The following is a 22,267-nucleotide window of genomic DNA, read 5'->3' as shown; positions in this document are numbered from 1 at the left end:
AATCTCCAGTATGGAACCAGACTTCCCAGCTACTCCGTTTACCGAAGCTCTCCTTAAAGAGAATGAAGAGCTTCGGACCGAGAATGCGCTTTTACGGGAACGTTGCAGCGAACTGGAAGAAAGGGTTAATAAAAACAGTCAAAACAGTAGTAAGCCACCATCGTCAGATGGTTATCAAAAGCCCAGTAAAAAAGGGAGTGATAAAGGTGATACATCTTCCAAAGAAGCCCCCTGCTCCTCACAGGAAACACCGAACCCCAAAAGCCTTAGACCATCTTCAGGCAATAAACCAGGTGGCCAGAAAGGTCATCAAGGCTCTTGTTTGAGACGTGTCGCCTTACCCGATTATGTCAGGCATCTGAAGGTTGAAAAATGTTGCTGTTGCCAGTCTTCGCTTATCGATATTAAACCCACCAAATACATTGAGCGACAGGTTTTTGATCCAGGTAGACCCGGAGAATTTGAAGTTACCGCGTACTGGGCAGACGTTAAAGTATGTCCTTGTGGTAAACGGAACACCGCTGAGTTTCCCCAAGGAGTGAAAGCCGCTGCTCAATACGGAGAAGTGACTCAGGCAATGGCTGTTCATTTAAACCAGTATCACTTCATCCCATATCACCGGGTGTCTGAGTATTTCAATACTATTTATTGCATGAGTGTCAGCGCAGGCTCTGTTGCCAATTTTGTTGCCTATACCCATGAGAACCTGGCCTCTACTGAGCAGAGTATCCGCGATGCTTTACAAGAAAGTCCGGTTGCAGGAGCGGATGAAACTGGCATGCGGGTTGACGGTTCACTGTGGTGGTTACACATTATGCGAGATGACCAATGGACGCTTTACTACCTCTCAGAAAGGCGAGGTTGTGAAGCAATGGATGCAATGGGCATCCTGCTGACTTTTGCAGGCATTCTGGTTCACGATCATTGGAAGTCCTACTTTGCCTATGCGGCAGTGCATGTGCTTTGTAATGCCCATCATCTGAGAGAGCTTCAGGGAGTTGTCGATAGGGATGCGAATAAGCTGGCTCTGCGGCTGATGAAATTGCTTACGCTCTCCTGGCACTTCTGCAAGAAATACAAAGCAGCCGGTCTGACTCAAATGCCTGGTGCAATACAGCTTCGCATTGAGACGATATACGACCAAATCCTTCAAAGGGCTCTCACGAAGGAAACCGCTTATATGGAAAAACAACGACAGGTGCTTGGACGTAAGAAGGTCAGGAATACCAAGGCCTACAACCTGTTCAAAAGGCTTATTGAGTTTAAGGTTGAAACGTTGCGCTTCATGTCGGACTTTTCAATTCCCTTCGATAACAATGGCAGTGAACGTGATGCCAGGATGGCCAAACTTAAGCAGAAGATCTCAGGCTGCTTCAGAAGCGAAGACGGAGGTACCATGTTTACCCGAATCCGAAGCTATTTATCATCTGCTAAAAAGCAGGGGTTGAACATATTTCAGGCGCTTCTTAAAGCGGTTCGAAATTACAACAATACGCCTTTGCTGGGTGCTGAATAGTTACAAATAAAGAACCCAATAGAAACACCCAGCATATGAGGGATACTTCTGGAGAACCCATAATTAACCCCACTGGCTGCCAGCATAATATTATTGGGTCCTGGTGTAATACTGGAACTTAAGGCAAAGGTTACCAATGGTAACCAGAGTATCTCCATCTCATTCATTCTTTTTTCTCAGTGATATTTTGAATATTTGCCCTTAACAATTGAACCCATACAATTAAACGAATAGGGAAATAAAGGCTCAAAAAAAGTATGATGCATGGACATAAAAGAGTTCAATTAATAAATTGTCACCATGACAAAGCATCATTTCGAAAAAACAGTAAGACAATGGATAAAAAAATAAGCCTTCCAGGTTGGCTGGAAAACTTTCCCTCCGGTTCCGGCCCCAAATATATGGCTATCGCCGACGCCATTGAGCAGGCTATTAAAAATGGATCATTAAATTCGGGAGATAAACTTCCTACTCATCGCTGGCTGGCCGATGTGCTTAACGTAACCATTGGTACAATCACCCGGGGCTATGCTGAAGCAGAAAGACGTCGCTTGATTACCGCCAGAGTAGGCAGTGGAACCTTCGTTACCGGCAAGATCTGGCAGCAGGCTCAATTCAATGTGCCTCAAGAGCCAGAGTCAGCGGTTATTGATATGAGCCTGACACTTCAGGTTCCTGCTCCAAGAGAAGACATACTGGCTGAGACGCTGCAAACGATTGCATCGGATTCTCAGCGTATGGCCTCCCTGCTGGATTACCTGCCTGAAATTGGGCTGGAAAGGCATCGCAACATCATTGCCCAGTGGCTTACCACACTGTCGATTGATGTAAGCCCAGACAACATCCTGATCACCAATGGTGGTCAGCATGGCAATATGATGGCACTTCAGGCTGCTACCCGACCTGGAGACACCATCGTTTCCGAGTCCCTGACCTACCCTGGGTTCATTAATGCCGCACGGCAATGGCAAACTCACCATATAGGCCTGCCAATGGATGAGCAGGGTCTGATTCCAGAAGCTCTGGAACAGTGCTGTCAGCAATACCGGCCAAAACTGCTGTATCTAATGCCATCTCTGCAAAACCCGACAGCAATCATTATGCCGCTTGAACGGCGAGAGCGAATCATTGAAATAGCTCGCAGGCATAAACTGTTGATCCTGGAAGATGATGTACAATTCGTCGATTCTAATAAACGACTGGCTTCGCTCTACAGCCTTGCTCCTGACCTGGTGATTTACAGCAGCAGCTTCTCAAAAACACTGTCGGGCGGACTGAGGATCGGTTACCTCTGCTACCCTTCTCACCTGAGAGAACGGCTGGTCATGGCAATGAGAAGTGACTGCTGGGTTCCACCACCATTGATGGCTGAAGTGGCCAGTGAGTGGATTGAGTCTGGTGTAGCTGAGCAGCTTATTCGCTGGCAGACCGAAGCCATTGCCAGACGTCAGGAGCTCATGAAACACTACCTGAAAGGTATGGATATACAGGCACAAACTTATAGTTTTCATGGCTGGCTTAAACTGCCTGAACCATGGCGGGCAGAGACCTTTGTACGACAGCTACAAAATAAGGGAGTGAAAGTGCTCCAGTCAGAACTGTTCGCAGTTGGCAGCTCTGCAGTACCACAAGCTGTCCGACTCTGTATCAGTAGCCCTGACAGTGATAATAAAGTTCAGTTCGCTTTGGAAACCATTCGGGACATGCTGGCCGTAGAACTGGAACCCATCTATCGACCACTGGTCTTCTAATAATGATGACAACCGACAAAATAAAACTGATTACTAATTATCTGCTATTCCAGATTGGCTGGTTTGCCTGTGTTCTTGGGGGCAATCACGTTGCTCTGATTGCAACCGTGATAATCCTGTTTATCCACCTGCTTTGGGTAGGTAGCTGGCATAAGGAAAAGCAGGTTCTGGCTATTACCTTTCTCTTGGGATGTGCTATCGATAGCTTCCTTGGGAATCTGGAAATCCTGAAGTTTCACTCTCAACTGGATGACGATGGACGTATTTTACCACTCTGGCTAGCCTGCCTCTGGCTGATATTCGGCACAACTCTACGACACAGCCTTGACTGGTCCCGAACCCACAAACTCTATGGGGCCATTCTCGGCTTCTTTGGGGGACCATTAAGCTATTTGGCAGGGTCAAAAATGAGTGATGTAACGCTTGCCCAGCCCCTATGGCAAACTCTGTTGGTCCTGGCTATTATCTGGGCACTTGTTATCCCAATGCTCCAGTCTTTTTCGCAGGCATGGCTCAATAAGCAGTTGACCAAATGAAATCATATTTTCTGAGTAAGTGGACAGCCACTCCCGGCAAATGCTCCATGCGTTGCTCTAACTCCTGCATCCATGCAGTTGTGCAGCGTTACAACTCTGGTCACATAGCTATGGCTATGCTCTCGCCGTTATGCCTTGCATAGTAACTATCCACTCACCCAGAAATATTCGATTCCATTTACACAACTACTTAAAGCCAAAAGCCTTTAACGCTGCATGTTACTTTGCAGCTTTTTGGTCATTCAAAAAGCTGCAGCTACGCCAAGAAATCAATCAATCTCTGCTTCGAACTCCTTATAAGCAAAAATTCGATTGATGTGATGACTCTTAGCCAGTTTCATAAACCAGTATGTACACCACTGTTCAGGCGTAATTGAGTCTGCTGAAGCGGGAATGCTCACTTCAAAATAATCAATCAGAACACTCTGGTCTTCATCATCCAGCACATTAAACAATAGTAACTATTCAGCACCCTTCATATAAATCTGGAATTTTCTGATTTTTCGACCATCATCTTATACTCAATTTTTCTAACAAATCTCCAGTATGGAACCAGACTTCCCAGCTACTCCGTTTACCGAAGCTCTCCTTAAAGAGAATGAAGAGCTTCGGACCGAGAATGCGCTTTTACGGGAACGTTGCAGCGAACTGGAAGAAAGGGTTAATAAAAACAGTCAAAACAGTAGTAAGCCACCATCGTCAGATGGTTATCAAAAGCCCAGTAAAAAAGGGAGTGATAAAGGTGATACATCTTCCAAAGAAGCCCCCTGCTCCTCACAGGAAACACCGAACCCCAAAAGCCTTAGACCATCTTCAGGCAATAAACCAGGTGGCCAGAAAGGTCATCAAGGCTCTTGTTTGAGACGTGTCGCCTTACCCGATTATGTCAGGCATCTGAAGGTTGAAAAATGTTGCTGTTGCCAGTCTTCGCTTATCGATATTAAACCCACCAAATACATTGAGCGACAGGTTTTTGATCCAGGTAGACCCGGAGAATTTGAAGTTACCGCGTACTGGGCAGACGTTAAAGTATGTCCTTGTGGTAAACGGAACACCGCTGAGTTTCCCCAAGGAGTGAAAGCCGCTGCTCAATACGGAGAAGTGACTCAGGCAATGGCTGTTCATTTAAACCAGTATCACTTCATCCCATATCACCGGGTGTCTGAGTATTTCAATACTATTTATTGCATGAGTGTCAGCGCAGGCTCTGTTGCCAATTTTGTTGCCTATACCCATGAGAACCTGGCCTCTACTGAGCAGAGTATCCGCGATGCTTTACAAGAAAGTCCGGTTGCAGGAGCGGATGAAACTGGCATGCGGGTTGACGGTTCACTGTGGTGGTTACACATTATGCGAGATGACCAATGGACGCTTTACTACCTCTCAGAAAGGCGAGGTTGTGAAGCAATGGATGCAATGGGCATCCTGCTGACTTTTGCAGGCATTCTGGTTCACGATCATTGGAAGTCCTACTTTGCCTATGCGGCAGTGCATGTGCTTTGTAATGCCCATCATCTGAGAGAGCTTCAGGGAGTTGTCGATAGGGATGCGAATAAGCTGGCTCTGCGGCTGATGAAATTGCTTACGCTCTCCTGGCACTTCTGCAAGAAATACAAAGCAGCCGGTCTGACTCAAATGCCTGGTGCAATACAGCTTCGCATTGAGACGATATACGACCAAATCCTTCAAAGGGCTCTCACGAAGGAAACCGCTTATATGGAAAAACAACGACAGGTGCTTGGACGTAAGAAGGTCAGGAATACCAAGGCCTACAACCTGTTCAAAAGGCTTATTGAGTTTAAGGTTGAAACGTTGCGCTTCATGTCGGACTTTTCAATTCCCTTCGATAACAATGGCAGTGAACGTGATGCCAGGATGGCCAAACTTAAGCAGAAGATCTCAGGCTGCTTCAGAAGCGAAGACGGAGGTACCATGTTTACCCGAATCCGAAGCTATTTATCATCTGCTAAAAAGCAGGGGTTGAACATATTTCAGGCGCTTCTTAAAGCGGTTCGAAATTACAACAATACGCCTTTGCTGGGTGCTGAATAGTTACGTTTTAATAAATGATTGTGGTTTTTTGATAGCCGTTTCATAGTGGAATCGTCGTTTGTAAATGGAGTTTGATCGATGACAAGAAAGATAAAAAGTGTCGATGACTTACCGGGTTGGTTTCACCTTAATAAATATATGGGCATACGAGACATGAGTAATGCCCAGCTTGCCGCAGAGCTTGACTACCGTTTGGAAATGTCTAGGATGGATGCTTCATTACGGCGGGCAGAATTTAGAAGGCTTGCTATTCTGAGCTTTCTGGTTACCAAACCTGGGGATCGGGCACGGGCTTATTCGGATGAGTTGGAGATCCCCGGACCAGAAGCTGGGTTAAAAAAGAGGCTGGGTAAGAATAGCTATGGGCTTTATGACTACGACTGTCAGAAAGTTGTTTGTGCTGAGAAGATGGCCAAGGTGGAGGCACAGGAAATAGGCTGTGATTCTACCTTGAAAGACTATCATAGCCTGATCGCTGAGCCTGCCCGATTTCATCATATCAAAGAGAAATTTGAAAAGAGTGGGGTTGAGGCTGAGTTCAGCTTGGATTACGGAATGAGTAAGCTTTGTATCGATGACCTGTTGAACGATGATGCTGATGATAACTATGGGGTGATAAAAATAAACTTTAGCTCGTCCGAGGGTGAAATATTAGACGCTATCAAGGAGTTAATTCCAGTTTATCGAGATCACTATCAGGTGACGTCTCCATCAATAAAATTTACTGATAAAAGTATTGCCAGAATTAAGTCTATGAAGGTGATTCCTTACCTGGATTTGTCTTTATGGGCTGAAATGGAAGGTGTCGAAATTGTCGGAAGAGTTTATGCCGATATTCTTTATCCGAATCTTGAAGATTGGGATAAAAAAAAGGTATATGGAACGCTAAAGCCTATGGCTGCTCGAGTAATGGAAAGGCAGTTTATAGATACCCTTTGGAATGTCGGTATGAAGGAAAGTGAAAAAGCAACGAGAGAGAAAATTCGGCGTATTCAACGGAAAATTTCCGACACTCAAGCAAGGGACCAATCTTAGGTCCCTTATTGCGCCCATATCAAAGTTTTTTTGAGACCGAAAAAAGTCTAATTTTTTTTCAAAAAAATTGGGATATATATAAACAAGCCCCCCTGTTTATGATGAATCCTGCGTGTTTGAAAACAATAAGGAGACATCATACATGCCTGAAGAAAATTATTACCGGTTTATCAATTTAGCCAGGAGGGCTCAATATGTGGCCTGTGATGGTGATCGTTGGAGGTCGGTATGGCAATGAATCGGGAAAAGGCTAAGGGACGCAAGGAAGGAGGACACTTTGTCGCCATTCCTCATGCCATTATCAATAGCTCTAATTTTCGAAAGATGGGGGGATATGCAGTTAAGCTACTGACTCAAATGATAGAGCAGCTAAGGTATGTGAAAGGAGGAGGAACAAAGAATAACGGTGATTTATGTGTCAGTTGGTCCTTGATGAAAGGTAAAGGCTGGAGGTCAAAAGGAACCTTGCAAAGAGCAAGAGATGAGCTTCTGCATTATGGCTTTATTCAGTTGACTCGACAGGGGATGGCTACGGTAAAAGGGAAGCCAAACCTTTATGCATTAACCTTTCTTGCTATTGACGAGTGTGATGGAAAGCTGGATGTTTCACCTACTCGGAGTCCTTCCGGGCTGTGGAAAAATGAAGCATCATTATTTAAAACTGAGAGAAAAAAAAACGCCTGTATCAGCTAATAAACCAGTCCCCACTGGATCAAACTAACTAATAACAGACGGATCTATATTATGGATGATTTGTTGACCTTTGAACATCCTGCCTTCGGGTTAATTTCCGGAGTGGCAGTAACCCATTTTAAAAAAGAACCATACTTTTTTGCTGAACAGGTTGCCTGTGCACTTGGCTTTCTTAATCCTCAAAAAGAGGTTTTTAAGCGCTGTACTGATAAAAAAATCTATTCTGGGTATCGGAATTTGTCGCCGGTGATACCGGTGGATGATGTTACCCGGCTAATTAACCAATCTCCGAGTGTTGAGGCTGAGCGTTTTCGTCGCTGGTTTCTGAGTGAAGTACTTCCTCAGGCTAATAAGATGGGTGCTCTCTCAATTTGATAACTGACTCATAGGTTAGCTTCAACCTTTCCAGTCATGAACTCAGACCAAAGTTGTTCCCAGCGCCCCTTACTCTGGATCAGTGCTCTTGTTGTCAAAAGCACTTCCGCTCCTGTTGCTTTCCACCTCATTCCAGAACCACATAATCGTTGCTTTACCAGAGTCTTACAAGCCGCTTCAGTAACTCCTGAACCTATTGGCCAATGGCGTTTAAGCGCCTGATGATAATTCATTAACTGGTGATTGTTTGTAAAATAGCTCACAGCTTTGTAGCGCTTCTCTGTCAGTGCGATTGTCTTTTTCGGGAGCTCGGCTGATTCAATTTCCTGAAGGATTTTTTTGGCTGCTCCACGCTTGTTTTTCAAACTATGTAGCCTGTCTTCAAGCCACTGGTGTCGCTTCGCCTTACTGGTTGGAAACAGTGCTTCCGCTGCTCCAGCTAAATATTCAGATGCATGATAAAAATCGAGTATCTGCCCAGAGGTATGTTGTTTCAAATAACTCCAGTTTTCTCTAGCCCCGTCAGCTACCCCGATGTATGTGGCATTTGGGTAGAGTCGTTTTAGATCTGCAATCTCCTCGTCGAGCTTGCTCATAAAGCTTTGTTTACCATACTCTGACGAACTGGCTGTATATATCGTGTGGAGCCTGTCTCCATCTGCAGAATATAGGCTCAATGTCCCACACATGGCTTCCCTCCAGCCTTCTTCACAAAGCAGCATGCAGGTTCCATCCAGACCAATGGCTATTGTTTCAACAGGCTCTTTTAGTGGAGGAAGGTGGTAGTGAGTGTCTTGCTGGTCTTCAATTAATGCACCTACTCTGTCCGATAAATGCTTGATATAAGAATTTGAAAGCGTCCTTTGATGGTTGGTCTCAAAATCTTCTTTTACCGCAGGCGCTGGCATCTGGCTGTATTTCCAGGCGATAGACTTGGCAAATTTGGGGGTAGCTGAACCAATAATACCGGCACGAAGATCAAGTGCTGCCAGAGTACTGCCACCTCTGACACCCTGATATACGGAGCGCTCCAAAGGTATACGACCGTATAAGGTTTCATAGTGCTTAAGAACCTTTCCTTTGTAGTTCCACTTCTGCTGATTAACGACGATAGGTTCTTTATTGGGTGATTCAAATAGCCCCAATAACTCTTTTGTTCCAAGCTGCCCGGCTTCATTGAGTGCACGCTGTAAACTATCTTCAAGATTCAGCATGTTGCCTGAATCTATAGAAACTTCAATTTGCAAAACGATGCTTTTGGTAGAGCTGGAAATAACAGAAGCGGGCATGACAGTTAACTATTATGAGTGGTGTTCCCATAGTAGCTGTGAAAATAGAGCACTATTGTTTCAATCATTCAGAGAGAGCACCCAATAAGATCACCTGAGAAGTGCTTGATTAAATTTAACACCCCCATAATCCGGGGCAGTATGGATACGGAATTCGGGCTCTATTCTGCAGTGAGCGATTTGTTTTTATGAAATAGAGACCGCATTCTGTTCTTGAAAATGGGGTTTATGGGGGGTTTAGGGTGCGGATTTCAGGCTACTTCTTATATCTACCATAGGTATTTTATAAATGTAGGGAATGTTAAAGGTATGAACCTTTGAAGGTAGCGTGAAATAAAAATTCGTCGTGGTCAGAATGGCGGTGTCAAAGAAAAATGAAAACAGAATTTGGATTGCTGGCGCAATATGAAAAAGTGTTTATCCCTTTGGAGGATGTGTGCAGGGACTATTTCAACATCGGTGCTCTTAAAGCCCGACAAATGGCAGCACGGGGTGAATTGCCGATCCCAGTGATGAGGGGGAGCGCCAGTCAGAAATCACCTTATCTTGTTAAGCTGGATGATCTGGCCAGTTACCTTGATGGGCAGTATGCCAGTCATCGGAGTGATTGGGAGAAAGTGAGGGAGTGATTAAGCCCCCTTCATACCTCGATTGGCAATACGGCTGAAGTATTCGGTCTCCATATTAATACAGGTTGTGAACAGATCAGGGGGTGTTTTTTCCAGCAGGTGGGTGTATCGACGAAGGTTGTTCCAGTTCTTATGGCCGCTGTAGAGTACTACCTGTGGAATGTTGTAACCCTTCTCAAACAGTCTGGATATTCCTTCATGACGAAGTGTGTGAAAACCAATTTCAGGCATGCCAAGCTGCTTGGTGATTCGGCTGAATTTGGTTGATATGCTGGTGGAGCTAAATGGAAATATCCGCTCTTTAGTCCGTGGCTGAATGTTGATCAGTTTTATACATTCATCGGGCATTGGAATCTTTTCATGGTTACCCCATTTGCTGTTTGGGTCTTTCCTGTCTTCCAGGATTAATTTTCCTGTATTGCTGTCAAAGTTTTCCCATTTCAATCTACAGATTTCACTGAGACGAAAAGTGCTGTAAATGGCAAAAAGCATCAGATGCCTGTAGGGGATTGAGGCTGCTGAATGATGGTCCGACTGAAGGAAGTGTCCATAGAGGGTGAGAATCTGCTCCTTCGACGGGCGGATGTCCTTATGACGGGACTTGCCTGTTAGCTTGAGATCCCATAGTTCCAGACGTAACTCTTCCGTAATGAAATTGTTAAACGGAATATTTAGCCGTTTATGCCACTTAAGGGCTTTCACCAGTACGCATAAATCGGAATGGTTTGTGGCAGGGGATATGCCTTTTTCACGGATACGCCATTCAAAAAAGTTAATTAAGTCCTGACCGTCCAGCTTTGATGATTGAATTTCTCCCAGTGGGGTCTTTTGCCACTTACGCAGGCAGGAAAGGTCTGCTTCACGAAATCTGTCACTTTCTGGTAAGTGCACCATGTAGTCCAAAACTTCTTGAAGGTATTCTGCAAGCGTCAGGCTGCACTCTTTTGGCTTAGGTGGTAGGCCACTCTGGATTTGTTCATATTCATTGAGAAATTCCAGTTCCTTGCGGGTGCCCCATGATAAACCAAGACGTTTGTCGTTGAATGTTTTGGTCTGGCTGCGGCGAAAGTCTCCTTTTCTGATTCGGACTCTTATTCGATAAGACTTTTTTCCTTTCGAGTCAGTCACTGACTCATCATATACCGACATATAACTACCATTTTTAGTTCTTCTTATGGGAGAATGGCGCTGGATTTAGATGCACGTAAGTCTCATACTGCGGGCTAAATCCAGTTTGTCCCAAATTGTCCCATGAATGTTTTTTTGAAAAAAATTGTGGGTCAATATTAGGACAAATATCAGATAGAATGGCTCGAAACGGTTAAAAATAACAAGCCATGAAGAAGAATAATAAAGAGGTTGTAGGATGGGTGAATCCGGATTTTACTTTATACAACAGCTACTTAATGGATTGACGGTAGGTAGTACGTACGCCCTGATAGCAATCGGTTATACGATGGTGTACGGCATCATTGGAATGATCAATTTTGCGCATGGCGAGATCTACATGATCGGCAGCTATGTTGCTTTTGCCGTGCTGGCTGGTCTTGCCCTGATGGGAATTGACAGCGTTGCCCTGATGTTAACTGCAGCGTTTGTCATCAGTATCATTATTACGAGTACCTACGGTTTTGCCGTTGAACGGGTCGCTTATCGACCGTTAAGAAACAGCAATCGACTGATTGCGCTTATCTCAGCGATCGGTATGTCAATTTTTCTTCAGAATTATGTGCGTATTGCCCAGGGATCCCGAGATATCGCAATGCCCAGTCTGATTACTGGTGGCTGGACCTTTGGCTCTGCGGATGAATTTAATGTTACTTTGTCGTACATGCAGGTGGTGATTTTCCTCATTACATTTATCACCATGACACTCCTTACACTCTTTATTTCCAAATCCCGGATGGGGAGGGCATGCAGGGCGTGTGCGGAAGATCTGGGCATGACCCGTCTTCTGGGTATCAATACTAACCAGGTCATCTCTATAACCTTTGTTATCGGTGCAGCATTGGCTGCAGTAGCGGGTGTTTTGCTCGGTCTCTATTATGGAGTTATTAACCCCTATATTGGCTTTCTGGCTGGTTTGAAAGCATTTACTGCAGCGGTTCTTGGGGGAATTGGCAGTATTCCGGGAGCGGTACTGGGGGGCTTGATTCTAGGTGTGACTGAAGCGTTTACAGCGGGATATTTCAGTACCGAGTATAAAGATGTTGTCGCCTTTAGTCTGTTGGTATTGATTCTGTTATTCCGCCCCTCGGGTATTCTTGGTAAGCCGGAGGTAGAAAAGGTATGAATAATAAATCATCTACTACACTCCGCTGGTTTCCAGCCGTTATGGCAGCAGGGGTATTGCTGTTGTTAGCGGTGTTAATGCTGGGTGTTCAGTTATCCACTGAGAATACGGAACTGGTCGTTCACTTTGCCGCCAGCGAACGCTGGAACCTGATCTTATCTGGGGCTGTTCTGGTTTTTCTGGTTCAGTTATTTCGAAACTCGATTTCTGCTTTCTGGCAGGGTGCAAAAAAACACAACCCATTACCTCAGGTTCCGCTGCCATCACTGGATAAGAATAAGCCTCTGAAGCGGCTGCTGATCAGTTTTGCTGTCGCTGGGCTGATGATCTGGCCTTTCTTTGTTTCCCGTGGCGCTGTGGATCTGGCAACACTGGCTCTTATTTACGTAATGCTTGGTTTGGGTCTTAACGTAGTGGTTGGTCTGGCTGGACTGCTGGATCTCGGCTATGTGGGGTTCTATGCCGTTGGTGCTTATAGCTATGCATTGCTAAACCAGTATTTTGGTCTCGATTTCTGGAGCTGCCTGTTGATCGGCGGTCTTATGGCTGCGTTCTTTGGTTTTATTCTGGGGTTTCCGGTGTTAAGGCTGCGTGGAGACTATCTGGCCATTGTTACCCTGGGATTTGGTGAAATCATTCGTATTCTGTTGAATAACTGGACCTCAATAACTGGTGGGCCGAACGGTATTAGTCAAATCCCTAAGCCAACCCTATTTGGTCTGGAGTTTTCCCGACGGGCTAAAGAAGAAGGCAATGTACCATTTCATGAGTTCTTTGGGATTGACTACAGCAGTGGCTATAAAGTGATTTTCCTTTATATCCTGGCGCTGCTTCTGGTGTTGTTGACGCTTTATATTATTAACCGCTTGCTGAGAATGCCCATAGGTCGAGCCTGGGAAGCGCTTCGAGAAGATGATATTGCCTGTCGCTCATTAGGGTTGAATCCAACAGCCATCAAATTATCTGCCTTTACCATCGGTGCAGCATTTGCTGGCTTTGCCGGAACTTTCTTTGCGGCCCGACAGGGTTTTATAAGCCCAGAGTCTTTTACCTTTATTGAGTCAGCCATCATCCTCGCCATAGTCGTTCTGGGAGGAATGGGGTCACAGATGGGTGTTATTCTTGCCGCCGTTATTATGACGGTACTTCCCGAGTTTGCCCGGGAGTTCCAGGAGTATCGGATGCTCATGTTTGGCCTGATGATGGTTTTGATGATGATGTGGCGCCCAGAAGGGTTGATGCCCATGAAGCGTCCAAACCTGAAGTTGAAGGATCATCAGTCAGACAAAGGTGATGCGTCTGTTAATCGTCAGCCCATTGCTGAAAGCGTGTAATCTTCAGGGAGTTATGAGATGAGTCAGTGTTTGCTGGAAGCATCGGATCTCAGTATGCGCTTTGGGGGGCTGCTGGCAGTGGATCAGATGGCGCTCAAAGTTCGTAAAGGTGAAATTGTTTCCATGATTGGCCCGAATGGCGCCGGAAAAACGACGGTATTTAACTGTTTGACCGGCTTCTATAAGCCAACAGGAGGGAAGATTCTTTTTAAGGAGCAGGCGGTAGAAAAGCTGCCTGGCTTTAAAATTGCCCGTTTAGGGGTTGTTAGGACCTTCCAGAATGTTCGTTTGTTTAAAGCCATGACGGTTCTGGAAAATCTGCTGGTGGCTCAACATCGTCATTTGAACACAGGGCTGTTGGCTGGACTTTTTAAAACGCCTTCATTTCGCAAGAGTGAGGCAGAAGCGATGGAACGGGCTGCTTACTGGTTGGATAAAGTTGGGTTAACTGAGTTTGCCAATCGTGAAGCCGGAAACCTGGCCTACGGTCAGCAGCGGCGGTTGGAAATTGCCCGCTGCATGGTGACCGATCCACAACTGCTAATGTTGGATGAGCCTGCTGCAGGGTTGAACCCCAATGAAACCCGAGAGCTGGATGATTTGATTTCAGATCTCAGAAAAAACCATGGTGTATCTGTACTGCTCATTGAACATGATATGAAACTGGTGATGGAAATCTCGGATCGGATCTATGTTATTAATCAGGGGAGGCCGCTGGCATCCGGAACACCGGAAGAGGTGCGCAATCATCCTGAGGTGATCAAGGCTTATTTAGGCGAGTCCTGAGTAAGCCAACAATCCGGGGCAGTTTGATGAAGTACAGGGTTCCACTGGAATTAGAAACCAAAAGGCTAGCTCTCCGGCAGTTTAAGGAAGAAGGCTGGAGGTGTCTGCATAAGTATTACTCTGATGAAGAGGCAACCCGCTATACCTCGGGAAGGGCTTCCTCGGAAGGGGAAACCTGGCGAACCATGTGCAGCATGGTTGGGCATTGGCAGATACGTGGTTATGGGCCGTATGCTCTGATTAAGAAAAGTTCTTCCTGCCTACTGGGGACAGCGGGCTTCTGGTATCCAAATGACTGGCCTGAGCCAGAAATCAAGCGGGCACTTGCTTCCGACCATTGGGGTATGGGGTATGCTTCTAAAGCGTTCATGGAAGTTCAGTTCATTGGACGGGAATATCTACCAGAGATACCTCTAATCAGTCTTATTCACCCGGATAACCATCCCTCCATGAAATTAGCAGAGCCTCTGGGGGCTGTTCTGGAAAACGAGATTCCATTTCGCGGCAGTGTCTGGAAAGTCTATCGACACCCAAAAGAATGAACAGGAATGCAGTCATATGAATAACGATAAACCACTGCTAAGTCTTGAGCATGTATCTACCTTTTATGGCCAGATTCAGGCGCTGGATGATGTGAGTGTCGAGATCCGGACTGGTGAAATTGTGACGCTCATTGGCGCCAACGGTGCGGGAAAAACCTCTCTGCTGATGACCTTGTGTGGTGATCCACGGGCAACCAGTGGGCAGATCTTTTATGGAGGTCAGGAAATTACCCAGGAAGATACTGCGGATATTATGCGCTCTGGCATTGCCCTGGTGCCCGAAGGTCGGCGTGTCTTCTCCCGACTCACCGTGGAAGAAAATCTCAGTATGGGTGGTTTTTTCACGGATGATCAGGATTATCATCAGCTGTATAGCCATGTGCTTGAGCTATTTCCACGTCTTGAGGAGCGCCTTCACCAGCGGGCAGGAACCATGTCTGGCGGTGAACAACAAATGCTGGCCATAGCTCGGGCCCTAATGAGTAAACCCAGGCTTTTACTTCTGGATGAACCTTCACTGGGTCTTGCTCCTATAGTGATTCAGCAGATTTTTGACATTATTGCCAAGCTCAGGGATGAAGGGATGACGATCTTTCTGGTAGAGCAAAATGCCAATCAGGCTCTAAAGCTTGCTGATAGAGGCTATGTGCTTGAAAATGGGAAGATTGTTCTCCATGACACCGGACAGGCTCTGTTAGTGAATGAATCTGTCCAGGAGGCTTACCTGGGAGGGTAAATACTGTATTTTTCTTTGATTTATAATGATTTATTAAATCATGATGAACGCGACTTTGATGGAATTCTATTGAGTCGCGTCTATATCAATAATTGAGTGGGTAAATCTTTAGTATTAGCTATTTTTTGTAATCAAAATATTAGGTTAAATCTTGAATAGTAATTAAAAGTATTGCTGTTTTGTATTTATTCATTCTAAATCAATAAATAACTGATATTTTCGTCCTGATTAGTAAGACATGCTCCCAGTACTATACTTTTTCTAAAGCTGAAGTAGCAGTACAGGAAATGCAGTATGAAGCCTGAATACGATAAGCTGACCACAATGGAAGTGTTGATGTTAGCCAGCTCGCTGAGTGTATTAGCAGGGGCACTGGTTACTCTTGGGATACTGGTTCAGTAGTCATCTGGCAAGTTAATAAATATTAGCGTTAAGCCAACAGCAATCATAATCCGGCTAGCACTGGCCAGTGCTCCCCATGGGGTTTGCCATGCTAAAAACCACTCTCCTCCAATGACGAAAAAACCTCCAAACCAAATTCCGAAGGCCAATACCAGGCCCAAATTGGATGTTTGCCTGGCAGATATAACACTTTCTCTATCCGTGTGACGAAGAAATTGTAGGAAGCCTTTCCAGCAAAGTGCTGATGAGAGTAGCTGTAGGATGATAATAAAAAGATAGGCGGTGTGGTGGAGCAGTGGAGTCTGGATGGATCGCCAATGATGGGGGGAATCCTGAGGCAATGCATCCATCGTCATTACATGTTGGATATAGTTCAGATTGGTTGAGTAATCCGTAACGTTGTTGAAAAAAACCATGGTAATGTAGCTGGCTACCAGAGCCACCATGATCATCTTGCACATCTTAAGTATACCCACTTGCTACCTCATCTTGATTGTATCGCTTGTTGCGAACTGCCATCCCCAACACTGGATTTATCTTTGGTTCTAATAAATTGAACCCTAATTTTTTTGTGCATATCAACGATGAATAAGAGATGGCAAAACTCCAATTTCCATCCTTTGGTAAAGCACAGAGGTTAGACCATGAGTCCAGAATCACCCAGTGAAAACAGTCAGCGAAAGACGGGTGGCTTGGCGCTCACGCTTTTTCTCTGGTTTATCGTTTTATCCATAGGTCCTGTTGTTATTGTTGGGCTGAATGAATACCAGACGGGTAAAGAGGGAATTATTAAAGAACACTATGATCAGCTTTCATCCGTCAATTTCCAGTTGACTCAACGGGTTAATGAATATTTTGATACGGTATTAACCAATCTATTTATTATGGCTGCGCCCTCTGAAGCGTTCATTTCTGAGCTTGTGAGCTCAGATGGGTTCAAGAAAAAGCCAATCACAGAATTTATCAATTCAAGGGAATATGGAGAAATATACGAACACTATTCCATGGAGTATGTAGATTTTCTTCGATTTTATGATTACTCCGATGTGATTCTGGGGGATGCGGAAGGGAACATTCTATACACTGTCAATGAATACAGTGATTTAGGGAAAAACCTGTTTTCTCCAGAGTTGTCCAACACTCTTTTTGCTAAGGCGGTCAAAGCCAGCCTTTATGATCAGAAGCCAAAGTATGCCGATCTTGCTGCTTACCCGCCAGTAGGCAATGAGAAGGTTGTTTTTTTGATATTGCCGCTTGCTGACTCCCTTCAGAAAGCATTGGGTTTTATTGCGGTTCAGATACACCCTAAGAATATTCAGGTTATGTTTGACAGTGGCAAGTCAAATGTAGCGGGGCTCTCCTCATTTATGGTTGGTAAAGATCGTAAAATTCGCTTTGGTACCCAGCTTGAAAGTGAACAACAGCTGACATTTGAGGATGATAATCCGCTTATTAATTTGTGGCTAAGCCATCTCGAGGACGACGGAAGTTACAAGGAAGATGACGGCCATTTCGGAGAACTCTCTTCAGATAATAGTCATGCTCATGAGCCTGCTGGAGCGCATGATCATGACCTGGATTCAATATCAGAGGATCTTGACTCCCTAAGCCTGGATGATCAGGACGTATTGAACCGGGCTGCCAAAGCGAGTCTAAGCCATATTCGAAGCTACATTCATGGTGAAGAAGTTCTGGGGATTTATCTGCCAATAAATATTGCTGGCACCCCTATGGTCATGCTTTCAGAGGTAACGCATCGGCATGCTTTTGCATCCGTTCAGGATTTTCGAAAACGTCTTTTTGTTCTTATCGCCATCACTTTTGCTCTGGTCGTCTTAATTGCTCTGTTTGTTACTCGACAACTGGTGAAACCCATACGTCTGATTACCAGGTGGGTCAATCGGGTCGCAGCGGGTGACTATGCCGAAGGAACTGCTCTAAGTGGAAATAATGAGATCAGCGAGCTGAGCCGCAGTTTTGCCCAGATGACAGATAGGCTGCGTACCATCAGTGATGAAAATACCCGGAAAAACTGGCTTCAGGAAGGTATGGCGGGATTGCATAACAGTGTACGTGGTGAGCAGGCCATGGCTGAGCTGTGCCACCACATCGTGACTTATATTGCCCGCTATCTGGATATGCATTCCGGCGCGATGTTTGTGAAAGATGATAAAAATCAGCTGCAGCTGATGGGAAGCTATGCCTGGCGTAAGCGCAATCAGCATGCAAATTGTTTTGAAATTGGTGAAGGGTTGATTGGTCAGGCGGCACTGGAAAGAGAACCGATAGAGATAACCAATGTACCTGAGGGTTATATTGACATTGAGTCCGGACTGGGCTCAGCCAGACCAGCCCATCTCATCATTGTTCCCCTTTGCTATGAAAATGAGCTTAAAGGAGTATTTGAGTTTGCACGCCTGGGGCCAATGACGGATGAGCAAAGTCTGTTCCTTGAGCATTCTGTTGAAAGTATTGCCATTGCGATTAACTCTGCTCAGTACCGAACCCGGGTAAATCAGCTTCTTGATACCACGACCCAGCAATCAGAGGCATTAAAGGAGCAAAAAGAAGAATTACGTTCGGTGAATGAAGAGCTGGAAAAGCGAGCCGGTATTCTGGAAGAATCTGAGGAAGAGCTTAAAGCCCAAAGTGAGGAGCTTCAGAAATCCAATGCAGAGCTGGAAGAGCTCAGTGAGCAGCTGATGCTCCAGAAAGAAGAGATAGAGAGAAAGAATAAAGATATTGAGTTATCCAGTAAAAAGGTAACGGAAAAGGCAGAGGAGCTTGCCAGAGCCAGTAAATATAAGTCCGAGTTTCTGGCCAACATGTCTCATGAGCTGCGAACGCCTTTGAATTCTCTCTTGCTTCTTTCACAAATGCTTGCAGAGAATGACGAAGGCAACCTGACAGAAGATCAGGTGGAATCAGCCCAGGTTATCTACAACGGTGGTAAAGAGTTACTGGAACTGATTAGCGACATCCTTGATCTGTCTAAGGTTGAAGCAGGCAAGATGTCCGTAAATCTTGATGACACGCCTTTGACAGAGATTAAAGGCAGTATCGAAACTATGTTTAATCCTCTGGCGGAAAGCCGGGGGCTTCAATTCCTGGTCAACATAGAAAGCGGTACGAGCAAGTCGGTTTTCACTGATAGCCAGCGCTTTATGCAGATCATAAAGAACTTCCTGTCCAACGCATTCAAGTTTACTGAGGAAGGAACTGTTCAGGTAAAAATATTTAATGAAGCTCGCTCCGGTCGCTTTTCAGAAGATATCTGGGTTGCTTTTGCCGTAAAAGACAGTGGCATTGGGATACCCAAAGAGAAGCAGGCATCCATTTTTGAATCATTCCAGCAGGCAGATGGATCGACCAGTCGAAAGTATGGAGGAACGGGCCTTGGGCTGGCGATATCCAGGGAGATGGCCGAGTTACTGGGCGGCTTTATTGAACTGGAAAGTAAAGAAGGTGAAGGAACAACGTTCACTCTGTTTTTGCCAAGTAATCCAGTTTGTTCTCTGGGGCCGGAGAAAGTTCTGGCAGATAACTATGTGTCCGATGTGTTCGACCAAGCCTTGGGGAGCGCTGGACCTGATATTACCGTTCAGAAACCTGAAAGTAGCAGTGAACCTGTGGATGAGGTCACTGAACCTGGGATTATGGAAACATTTGATTATCAGTTGCTGGCCATTGAAGATGATCCTCACTTTGTTGCCATTCTCACTCAATTAGCAGGTAAGCACCACTTTGGTTGCCTGCATGCTCCAACGGGGGAGCAGGGCATTGCTCTGGCCAGAAAGCATCAACCCTCTGCCATCATCCTGGATTTGGGCTTACCGGATATGGATGGTCAGGAGGTACTTGCCCAGCTAAAAGACAATGATATGACTAGGCATATACCCGTTCACATTGTTTCGGGACGTGATCCAGGCTCGGTTTCCAGCCTTGGTGCTGTTGGTTACTTGAGAAAGCCCGTGAGTGTTACAGAAATTGATAAAGCGTTTTCTACGCTTGAGCAGGCCATAAGTCAGGATATCCATGATGTGTTGATTCTCGATCTGGATGAAGAGCAGAGGTCATCAGTAGGAAGTATGTTAGAGCAAAAAGGGCTTCATGTAGGGTATGCCAATTCTGCTGTTGAAGCTGAGAAGGAGCTTGCCGCCCATCATTGGCACTGTCTGATTATGGACCTGGATCTGGGAGATATCGGAGGTCTGGAGTTTTTGGAAAGAATCAAAGGCAGGCTGGGCGCTGACATGCCTTCAGTGGTTATTCACACCGCTCACCCTGTTGATAAAAAAGAGCATTCCCAGTTGCAGGAGTTTACGAATGCCATGGTGATGAAGGGAGATAAGGCATTTGAAAGAATCACCGATGAAGTCAGCCTGTTTCTACATACTGTGAATAAGGATCAGGTGGAGGATGTACCCGATGAGCCCGTAACCAGTGCAGAGAAAAGCCTTGATGGACATAAGATTCTGCTGGTAGATGACGACCTGAGAAATACGTTTGCCCTCTCTAAAGCCCTGCAGGGAATGGGGCTGGAGGTTGTACTCGCTGATAATGGGAAGAATGCCATCAACAAGCTTGAGGAAGAAGACGGCATTGAACTGGTGTTAATGGATATTATGATGCCCATCATGGATGGCTATGAGGCAACAGCCACTATTCGGCAAATGAATGAATTTAAAGACCTCCCAATTATTGCCTTGACGGCTAAGGCCATGGCTGGTGATAAGGCTAAATGTCTTGAAGCGGGGACCAATGATTACATGAGCAAACCGCTGGATATGGACAAGTTGACAGCAATGCTGAAGGTGTGGCTGCTTCGATGATTGAGAATTACTCAGTAGCTGATCTGGAACAGCTGGAACTCGACTTATTGCTGGAGGCTGTCAAGACGCGCTACGGCTATGATTTTCATGACTATGCCAAAGCGTCGATGATTCGTCGTGTAAGAAAGTACATGGATCAGTCAGGTATTCATCGCGTCAGTGAGCTAATTCCACTATTTCTGCATGATAACCGTGCGTTTTACCGGTTTGTGAAAAGTCTCCCTGTCGTTGTGACTGAAATGTTTCGGGATCCAGACGTATTTAAAGCTTTGAGAGAGGAGGTCATTCCAGTACTCAAAACATACCCGTTTATCAAGATATGGCATGCGGGGTGTGCTTCGGGGCAGGAAGTGTATTCTATGGCGATCCTGCTGGAAGAAGAGGGGCTTCTGGATCGTTGCCAGATATACGCGACGGACTTCAATGATGATGCTCTTAAATTAGCAAAAAAGGGTATCTATCCGGCGGAAGATATTGAGCTTTATAAAAAAAACTACAGTCTTTCGGGAGGAAAGTCAGAGCTGAGTGATTATTGGGTCAGCCTTTACGACTCCATCAAGATCAACAGCCGATTGGCTGAACGAGTTACATTTGCCAATCACAATCTTGTTACTGACGGTGTTTTTGGTGAAATGAATCTGGTGATGTGTCGCAATGTGCTTATTTATTTTAACGAGCAATTGCAGGACAGGGCGTTAACTCTGATTAACGACAGTTTATGCCCGAGAGGGTTTCTCTGCATCGGACGAAGAGAGAACCTGAAGTTCAGCCAGATCAGAAACCACCTTGAAGATGTCAGTAATACGCTTCGAATCTACAGGAAGGTTGGTTCGTGAGCTGGATTTCAGTTGAGAATAAGCCCAAGGCTGTTGTGCTGGGAGCATCTGCAGGGGGAATAAATGCTCTTGGTTTTCTTTTCAGCGAACTGGGAGAGGACTTCTCATTGCCCATTCTGGTCACCAAGCATGTAGGGTTGAATGATGACCGAGGCATGCTCAGGGTACTTGCCCGGCAGAGTACGCTTCCAGTCAAGGTGGCGAAAGACAAACATCGAATACAGCCGGGTACCATTTATCTTGCACCGGCTGGCTACCATATGCTGGTTGAGGAGCAGGGGGTTATCAGCCTGAACCTTGAAGCCCCCGTTGCTCACTCTCGACCTTCTATTGATGTGCTGTTTCAGTCAGCGGCCAGAGTTTATGGGCAGGAGCTGGTTGCCGTTGTTTTGACTGGTGCTAATCGAGATGGTGCCGATGGTATTCGAACAGTAAAGGATTTTGGGGGAACCACTGTTGCCCAATGTCCTAGAAATGCTGAAATGGGGGTTATGCCCAAGGCATCACTGGATACAGGGTGTGTGGATTACCTGATGACGTTAGAGGAAATTCCAGCTTTTCTGGATCAGATTGGTGGTGCCTGATACCTCGAATTTACAAAGGTCAATACTGCCAGGTTGTTGGGCGATA

The 22,267-nt window shown here is 45.6% G+C and carries 20 protein-coding genes and 1 pseudogene; 17 read left to right on the top strand and 4 right to left on the bottom strand.

Annotation, left to right across the window (positions count from 1 at the left end; all coding sequences use genetic code 11):
• Positions 1-10: 10 nt before the first annotated feature.
• The 3 genes from tnpC (ACOCLE_RS16150) to ACOCLE_RS16140 all read left to right on the top strand — a co-directional run bounded on the left by tnpC (ACOCLE_RS16150) (position 11) and on the right by ACOCLE_RS16140 (position 3,803).
• The gene (gene tnpC / locus ACOCLE_RS16150; protein ID WP_419532963.1) at positions 11-1,516 is read left to right on the top strand and encodes an IS66 family transposase; all 1,506 of its coding nucleotides are present in this window, start codon (positions 11-13) and stop codon (positions 1,514-1,516) included.
• A 335-nt stretch (positions 1,517-1,851) separates the two neighbouring features.
• A complete protein-coding gene (locus tag ACOCLE_RS16145; protein WP_419533345.1) occupies positions 1,852-3,267 on the top strand; it encodes a PLP-dependent aminotransferase family protein in 1,416 nt (471 codons plus the stop codon).
• 2 nt (positions 3,268-3,269) lie between these two features.
• On the top strand, positions 3,270-3,803 hold the full coding sequence (locus tag ACOCLE_RS16140; RefSeq protein WP_419533344.1) for a DUF2878 domain-containing protein: 534 nt from the start codon (positions 3,270-3,272) through the stop codon (positions 3,801-3,803).
• A gap of 269 nt (positions 3,804-4,072) precedes the next feature.
• On the opposite strand, the gene ACOCLE_RS16135 is transcribed toward ACOCLE_RS16140, so the two are convergent.
• On the bottom strand, positions 4,073-4,249 hold the full coding sequence (locus ACOCLE_RS16135) for a hypothetical protein (RefSeq protein ID WP_419533343.1): 177 nt from the start codon (positions 4,247-4,249) through the stop codon (positions 4,073-4,075).
• Positions 4,250-4,349: 100 nt separating this feature from the next.
• Here ACOCLE_RS16135 and tnpC (ACOCLE_RS16130) point away from each other — a divergent pair, with 100 nt between their 5' ends.
• The 4 genes from tnpC (ACOCLE_RS16130) to ACOCLE_RS16115 all read left to right on the top strand — a co-directional run bounded on the left by tnpC (ACOCLE_RS16130) (position 4,350) and on the right by ACOCLE_RS16115 (position 7,958).
• The gene (tnpC, locus tag ACOCLE_RS16130) at positions 4,350-5,855 is read left to right on the top strand and encodes an IS66 family transposase (RefSeq protein WP_419532963.1); all 1,506 of its coding nucleotides are present in this window, start codon (positions 4,350-4,352) and stop codon (positions 5,853-5,855) included.
• A gap of 78 nt (positions 5,856-5,933) precedes the next feature.
• Positions 5,934-6,890, top strand: a complete 957-nt coding sequence (locus tag ACOCLE_RS16125; protein WP_419533342.1) for a DUF6387 family protein — start codon at positions 5,934-5,936, stop codon at positions 6,888-6,890.
• A gap of 228 nt (positions 6,891-7,118) precedes the next feature.
• Positions 7,119-7,583 (top strand): hypothetical protein, encoded by a 465-nt coding sequence (locus ACOCLE_RS16120; RefSeq protein ID WP_419533341.1) that lies wholly within the window; start codon positions 7,119-7,121, stop codon positions 7,581-7,583.
• 51 nt (positions 7,584-7,634) lie between these two features.
• Complete coding sequence (locus tag ACOCLE_RS16115; protein ID WP_419533340.1) at positions 7,635-7,958, top strand: Bro-N domain-containing protein; 324 nt, start codon at positions 7,635-7,637, stop codon at positions 7,956-7,958.
• Positions 7,959-7,966: 8 nt separating this feature from the next.
• On the opposite strand, the gene ACOCLE_RS16110 is transcribed toward ACOCLE_RS16115, so the two are convergent.
• Positions 7,967-9,247, bottom strand: coding sequence for an ISKra4 family transposase (locus ACOCLE_RS16110; protein WP_419533339.1), 1,281 nt, complete (start codon positions 9,245-9,247; stop codon positions 7,967-7,969).
• Positions 9,248-9,621: 374 nt separating this feature from the next.
• On the opposite strand from ACOCLE_RS16110, the gene ACOCLE_RS16105 reads away from it, so the two are divergent.
• Complete coding sequence (locus ACOCLE_RS16105; protein ID WP_419533338.1) at positions 9,622-9,876, top strand: pyocin activator PrtN family protein; 255 nt, start codon at positions 9,622-9,624, stop codon at positions 9,874-9,876.
• Here the strand turns inward: ACOCLE_RS16105 and ACOCLE_RS16100 are convergent, their stop codons facing one another.
• Positions 9,877-11,025 (bottom strand): tyrosine-type recombinase/integrase, encoded by a 1,149-nt coding sequence (locus ACOCLE_RS16100; protein WP_419533337.1) that lies wholly within the window; start codon positions 11,023-11,025, stop codon positions 9,877-9,879.
• Between the two features lie 217 nt (positions 11,026-11,242).
• Here ACOCLE_RS16100 and livH point away from each other — a divergent pair, with 217 nt between their 5' ends.
• The 6 genes and pseudogenes from livH (at position 11,243) to ACOCLE_RS16070 (ending at position 15,567) form a co-directional block, all read left to right on the top strand.
• The gene (gene livH / locus ACOCLE_RS16095; protein WP_419533336.1) at positions 11,243-12,169 is read left to right on the top strand and encodes a high-affinity branched-chain amino acid ABC transporter permease LivH; all 927 of its coding nucleotides are present in this window, start codon (positions 11,243-11,245) and stop codon (positions 12,167-12,169) included.
• Positions 12,166-13,503: a high-affinity branched-chain amino acid ABC transporter permease LivM gene (locus ACOCLE_RS16090; protein ID WP_419533335.1), complete on the top strand. Its 1,338-nt coding sequence runs from the start codon at positions 12,166-12,168 to the stop codon at positions 13,501-13,503. Before livH ends, ACOCLE_RS16090 begins: the two co-directional genes overlap by 4 nt.
• A gap of 18 nt (positions 13,504-13,521) precedes the next feature.
• Positions 13,522-14,223, top strand: a pseudogene (livG, locus tag ACOCLE_RS16085) (high-affinity branched-chain amino acid ABC transporter ATP-binding protein LivG); the annotation flags it as partial.
• A gap of 18 nt (positions 14,224-14,241) precedes the next feature.
• The gene (locus ACOCLE_RS16080) at positions 14,242-14,289 is read left to right on the top strand and encodes a hypothetical protein (RefSeq protein ID WP_419537220.1); all 48 of its coding nucleotides are present in this window, start codon (positions 14,242-14,244) and stop codon (positions 14,287-14,289) included.
• A 26-nt stretch (positions 14,290-14,315) separates the two neighbouring features.
• On the top strand, positions 14,316-14,831 hold the full coding sequence (locus ACOCLE_RS16075) for a GNAT family N-acetyltransferase (RefSeq protein WP_419533334.1): 516 nt from the start codon (positions 14,316-14,318) through the stop codon (positions 14,829-14,831).
• A gap of 34 nt (positions 14,832-14,865) precedes the next feature.
• On the top strand, positions 14,866-15,567 hold the full coding sequence (locus ACOCLE_RS16070) for an ABC transporter ATP-binding protein (RefSeq protein WP_419537219.1): 702 nt from the start codon (positions 14,866-14,868) through the stop codon (positions 15,565-15,567).
• Positions 15,568-15,962: 395 nt separating this feature from the next.
• Here ACOCLE_RS16070 and ACOCLE_RS16065 read toward each other — a convergent pair whose 3' ends face one another.
• A complete protein-coding gene (locus tag ACOCLE_RS16065) occupies positions 15,963-16,421 on the bottom strand; it encodes a DUF2165 family protein (protein WP_419533333.1) in 459 nt (152 codons plus the stop codon).
• 192 nt (positions 16,422-16,613) lie between these two features.
• On the opposite strand from ACOCLE_RS16065, the gene ACOCLE_RS16060 reads away from it, so the two are divergent.
• From ACOCLE_RS16060 to ACOCLE_RS16050, 3 genes are read left to right on the top strand one after another with little or no spacing between them, the layout of a single operon-like run.
• Complete coding sequence (locus ACOCLE_RS16060) at positions 16,614-20,801, top strand: response regulator (RefSeq protein WP_419533332.1); 4,188 nt, start codon at positions 16,614-16,616, stop codon at positions 20,799-20,801.
• Complete coding sequence (locus tag ACOCLE_RS16055; RefSeq protein ID WP_419533331.1) at positions 20,798-21,637, top strand: CheR family methyltransferase; 840 nt, start codon at positions 20,798-20,800, stop codon at positions 21,635-21,637. The genes ACOCLE_RS16060 and ACOCLE_RS16055 overlap by 4 nt, the downstream gene beginning before the upstream one ends.
• Entirely contained in the window at positions 21,634-22,221 is a 588-nt protein-coding gene (locus tag ACOCLE_RS16050; protein WP_419533330.1) for a chemotaxis protein CheB, read from the top strand. Before ACOCLE_RS16055 ends, ACOCLE_RS16050 begins: the two co-directional genes overlap by 4 nt.
• Positions 22,222-22,267 lie beyond the last annotated feature (46 nt).

This window comes from Endozoicomonas sp., assembly GCF_965196975.1.
Lineage (GTDB): Bacteria > Pseudomonadota > Gammaproteobacteria > Pseudomonadales > Endozoicomonadaceae > Endozoicomonas.
The sequence above is the reverse complement of the archived record's forward strand: the minus strand, read 5'-3'. Positions and strand labels throughout refer to the sequence as shown.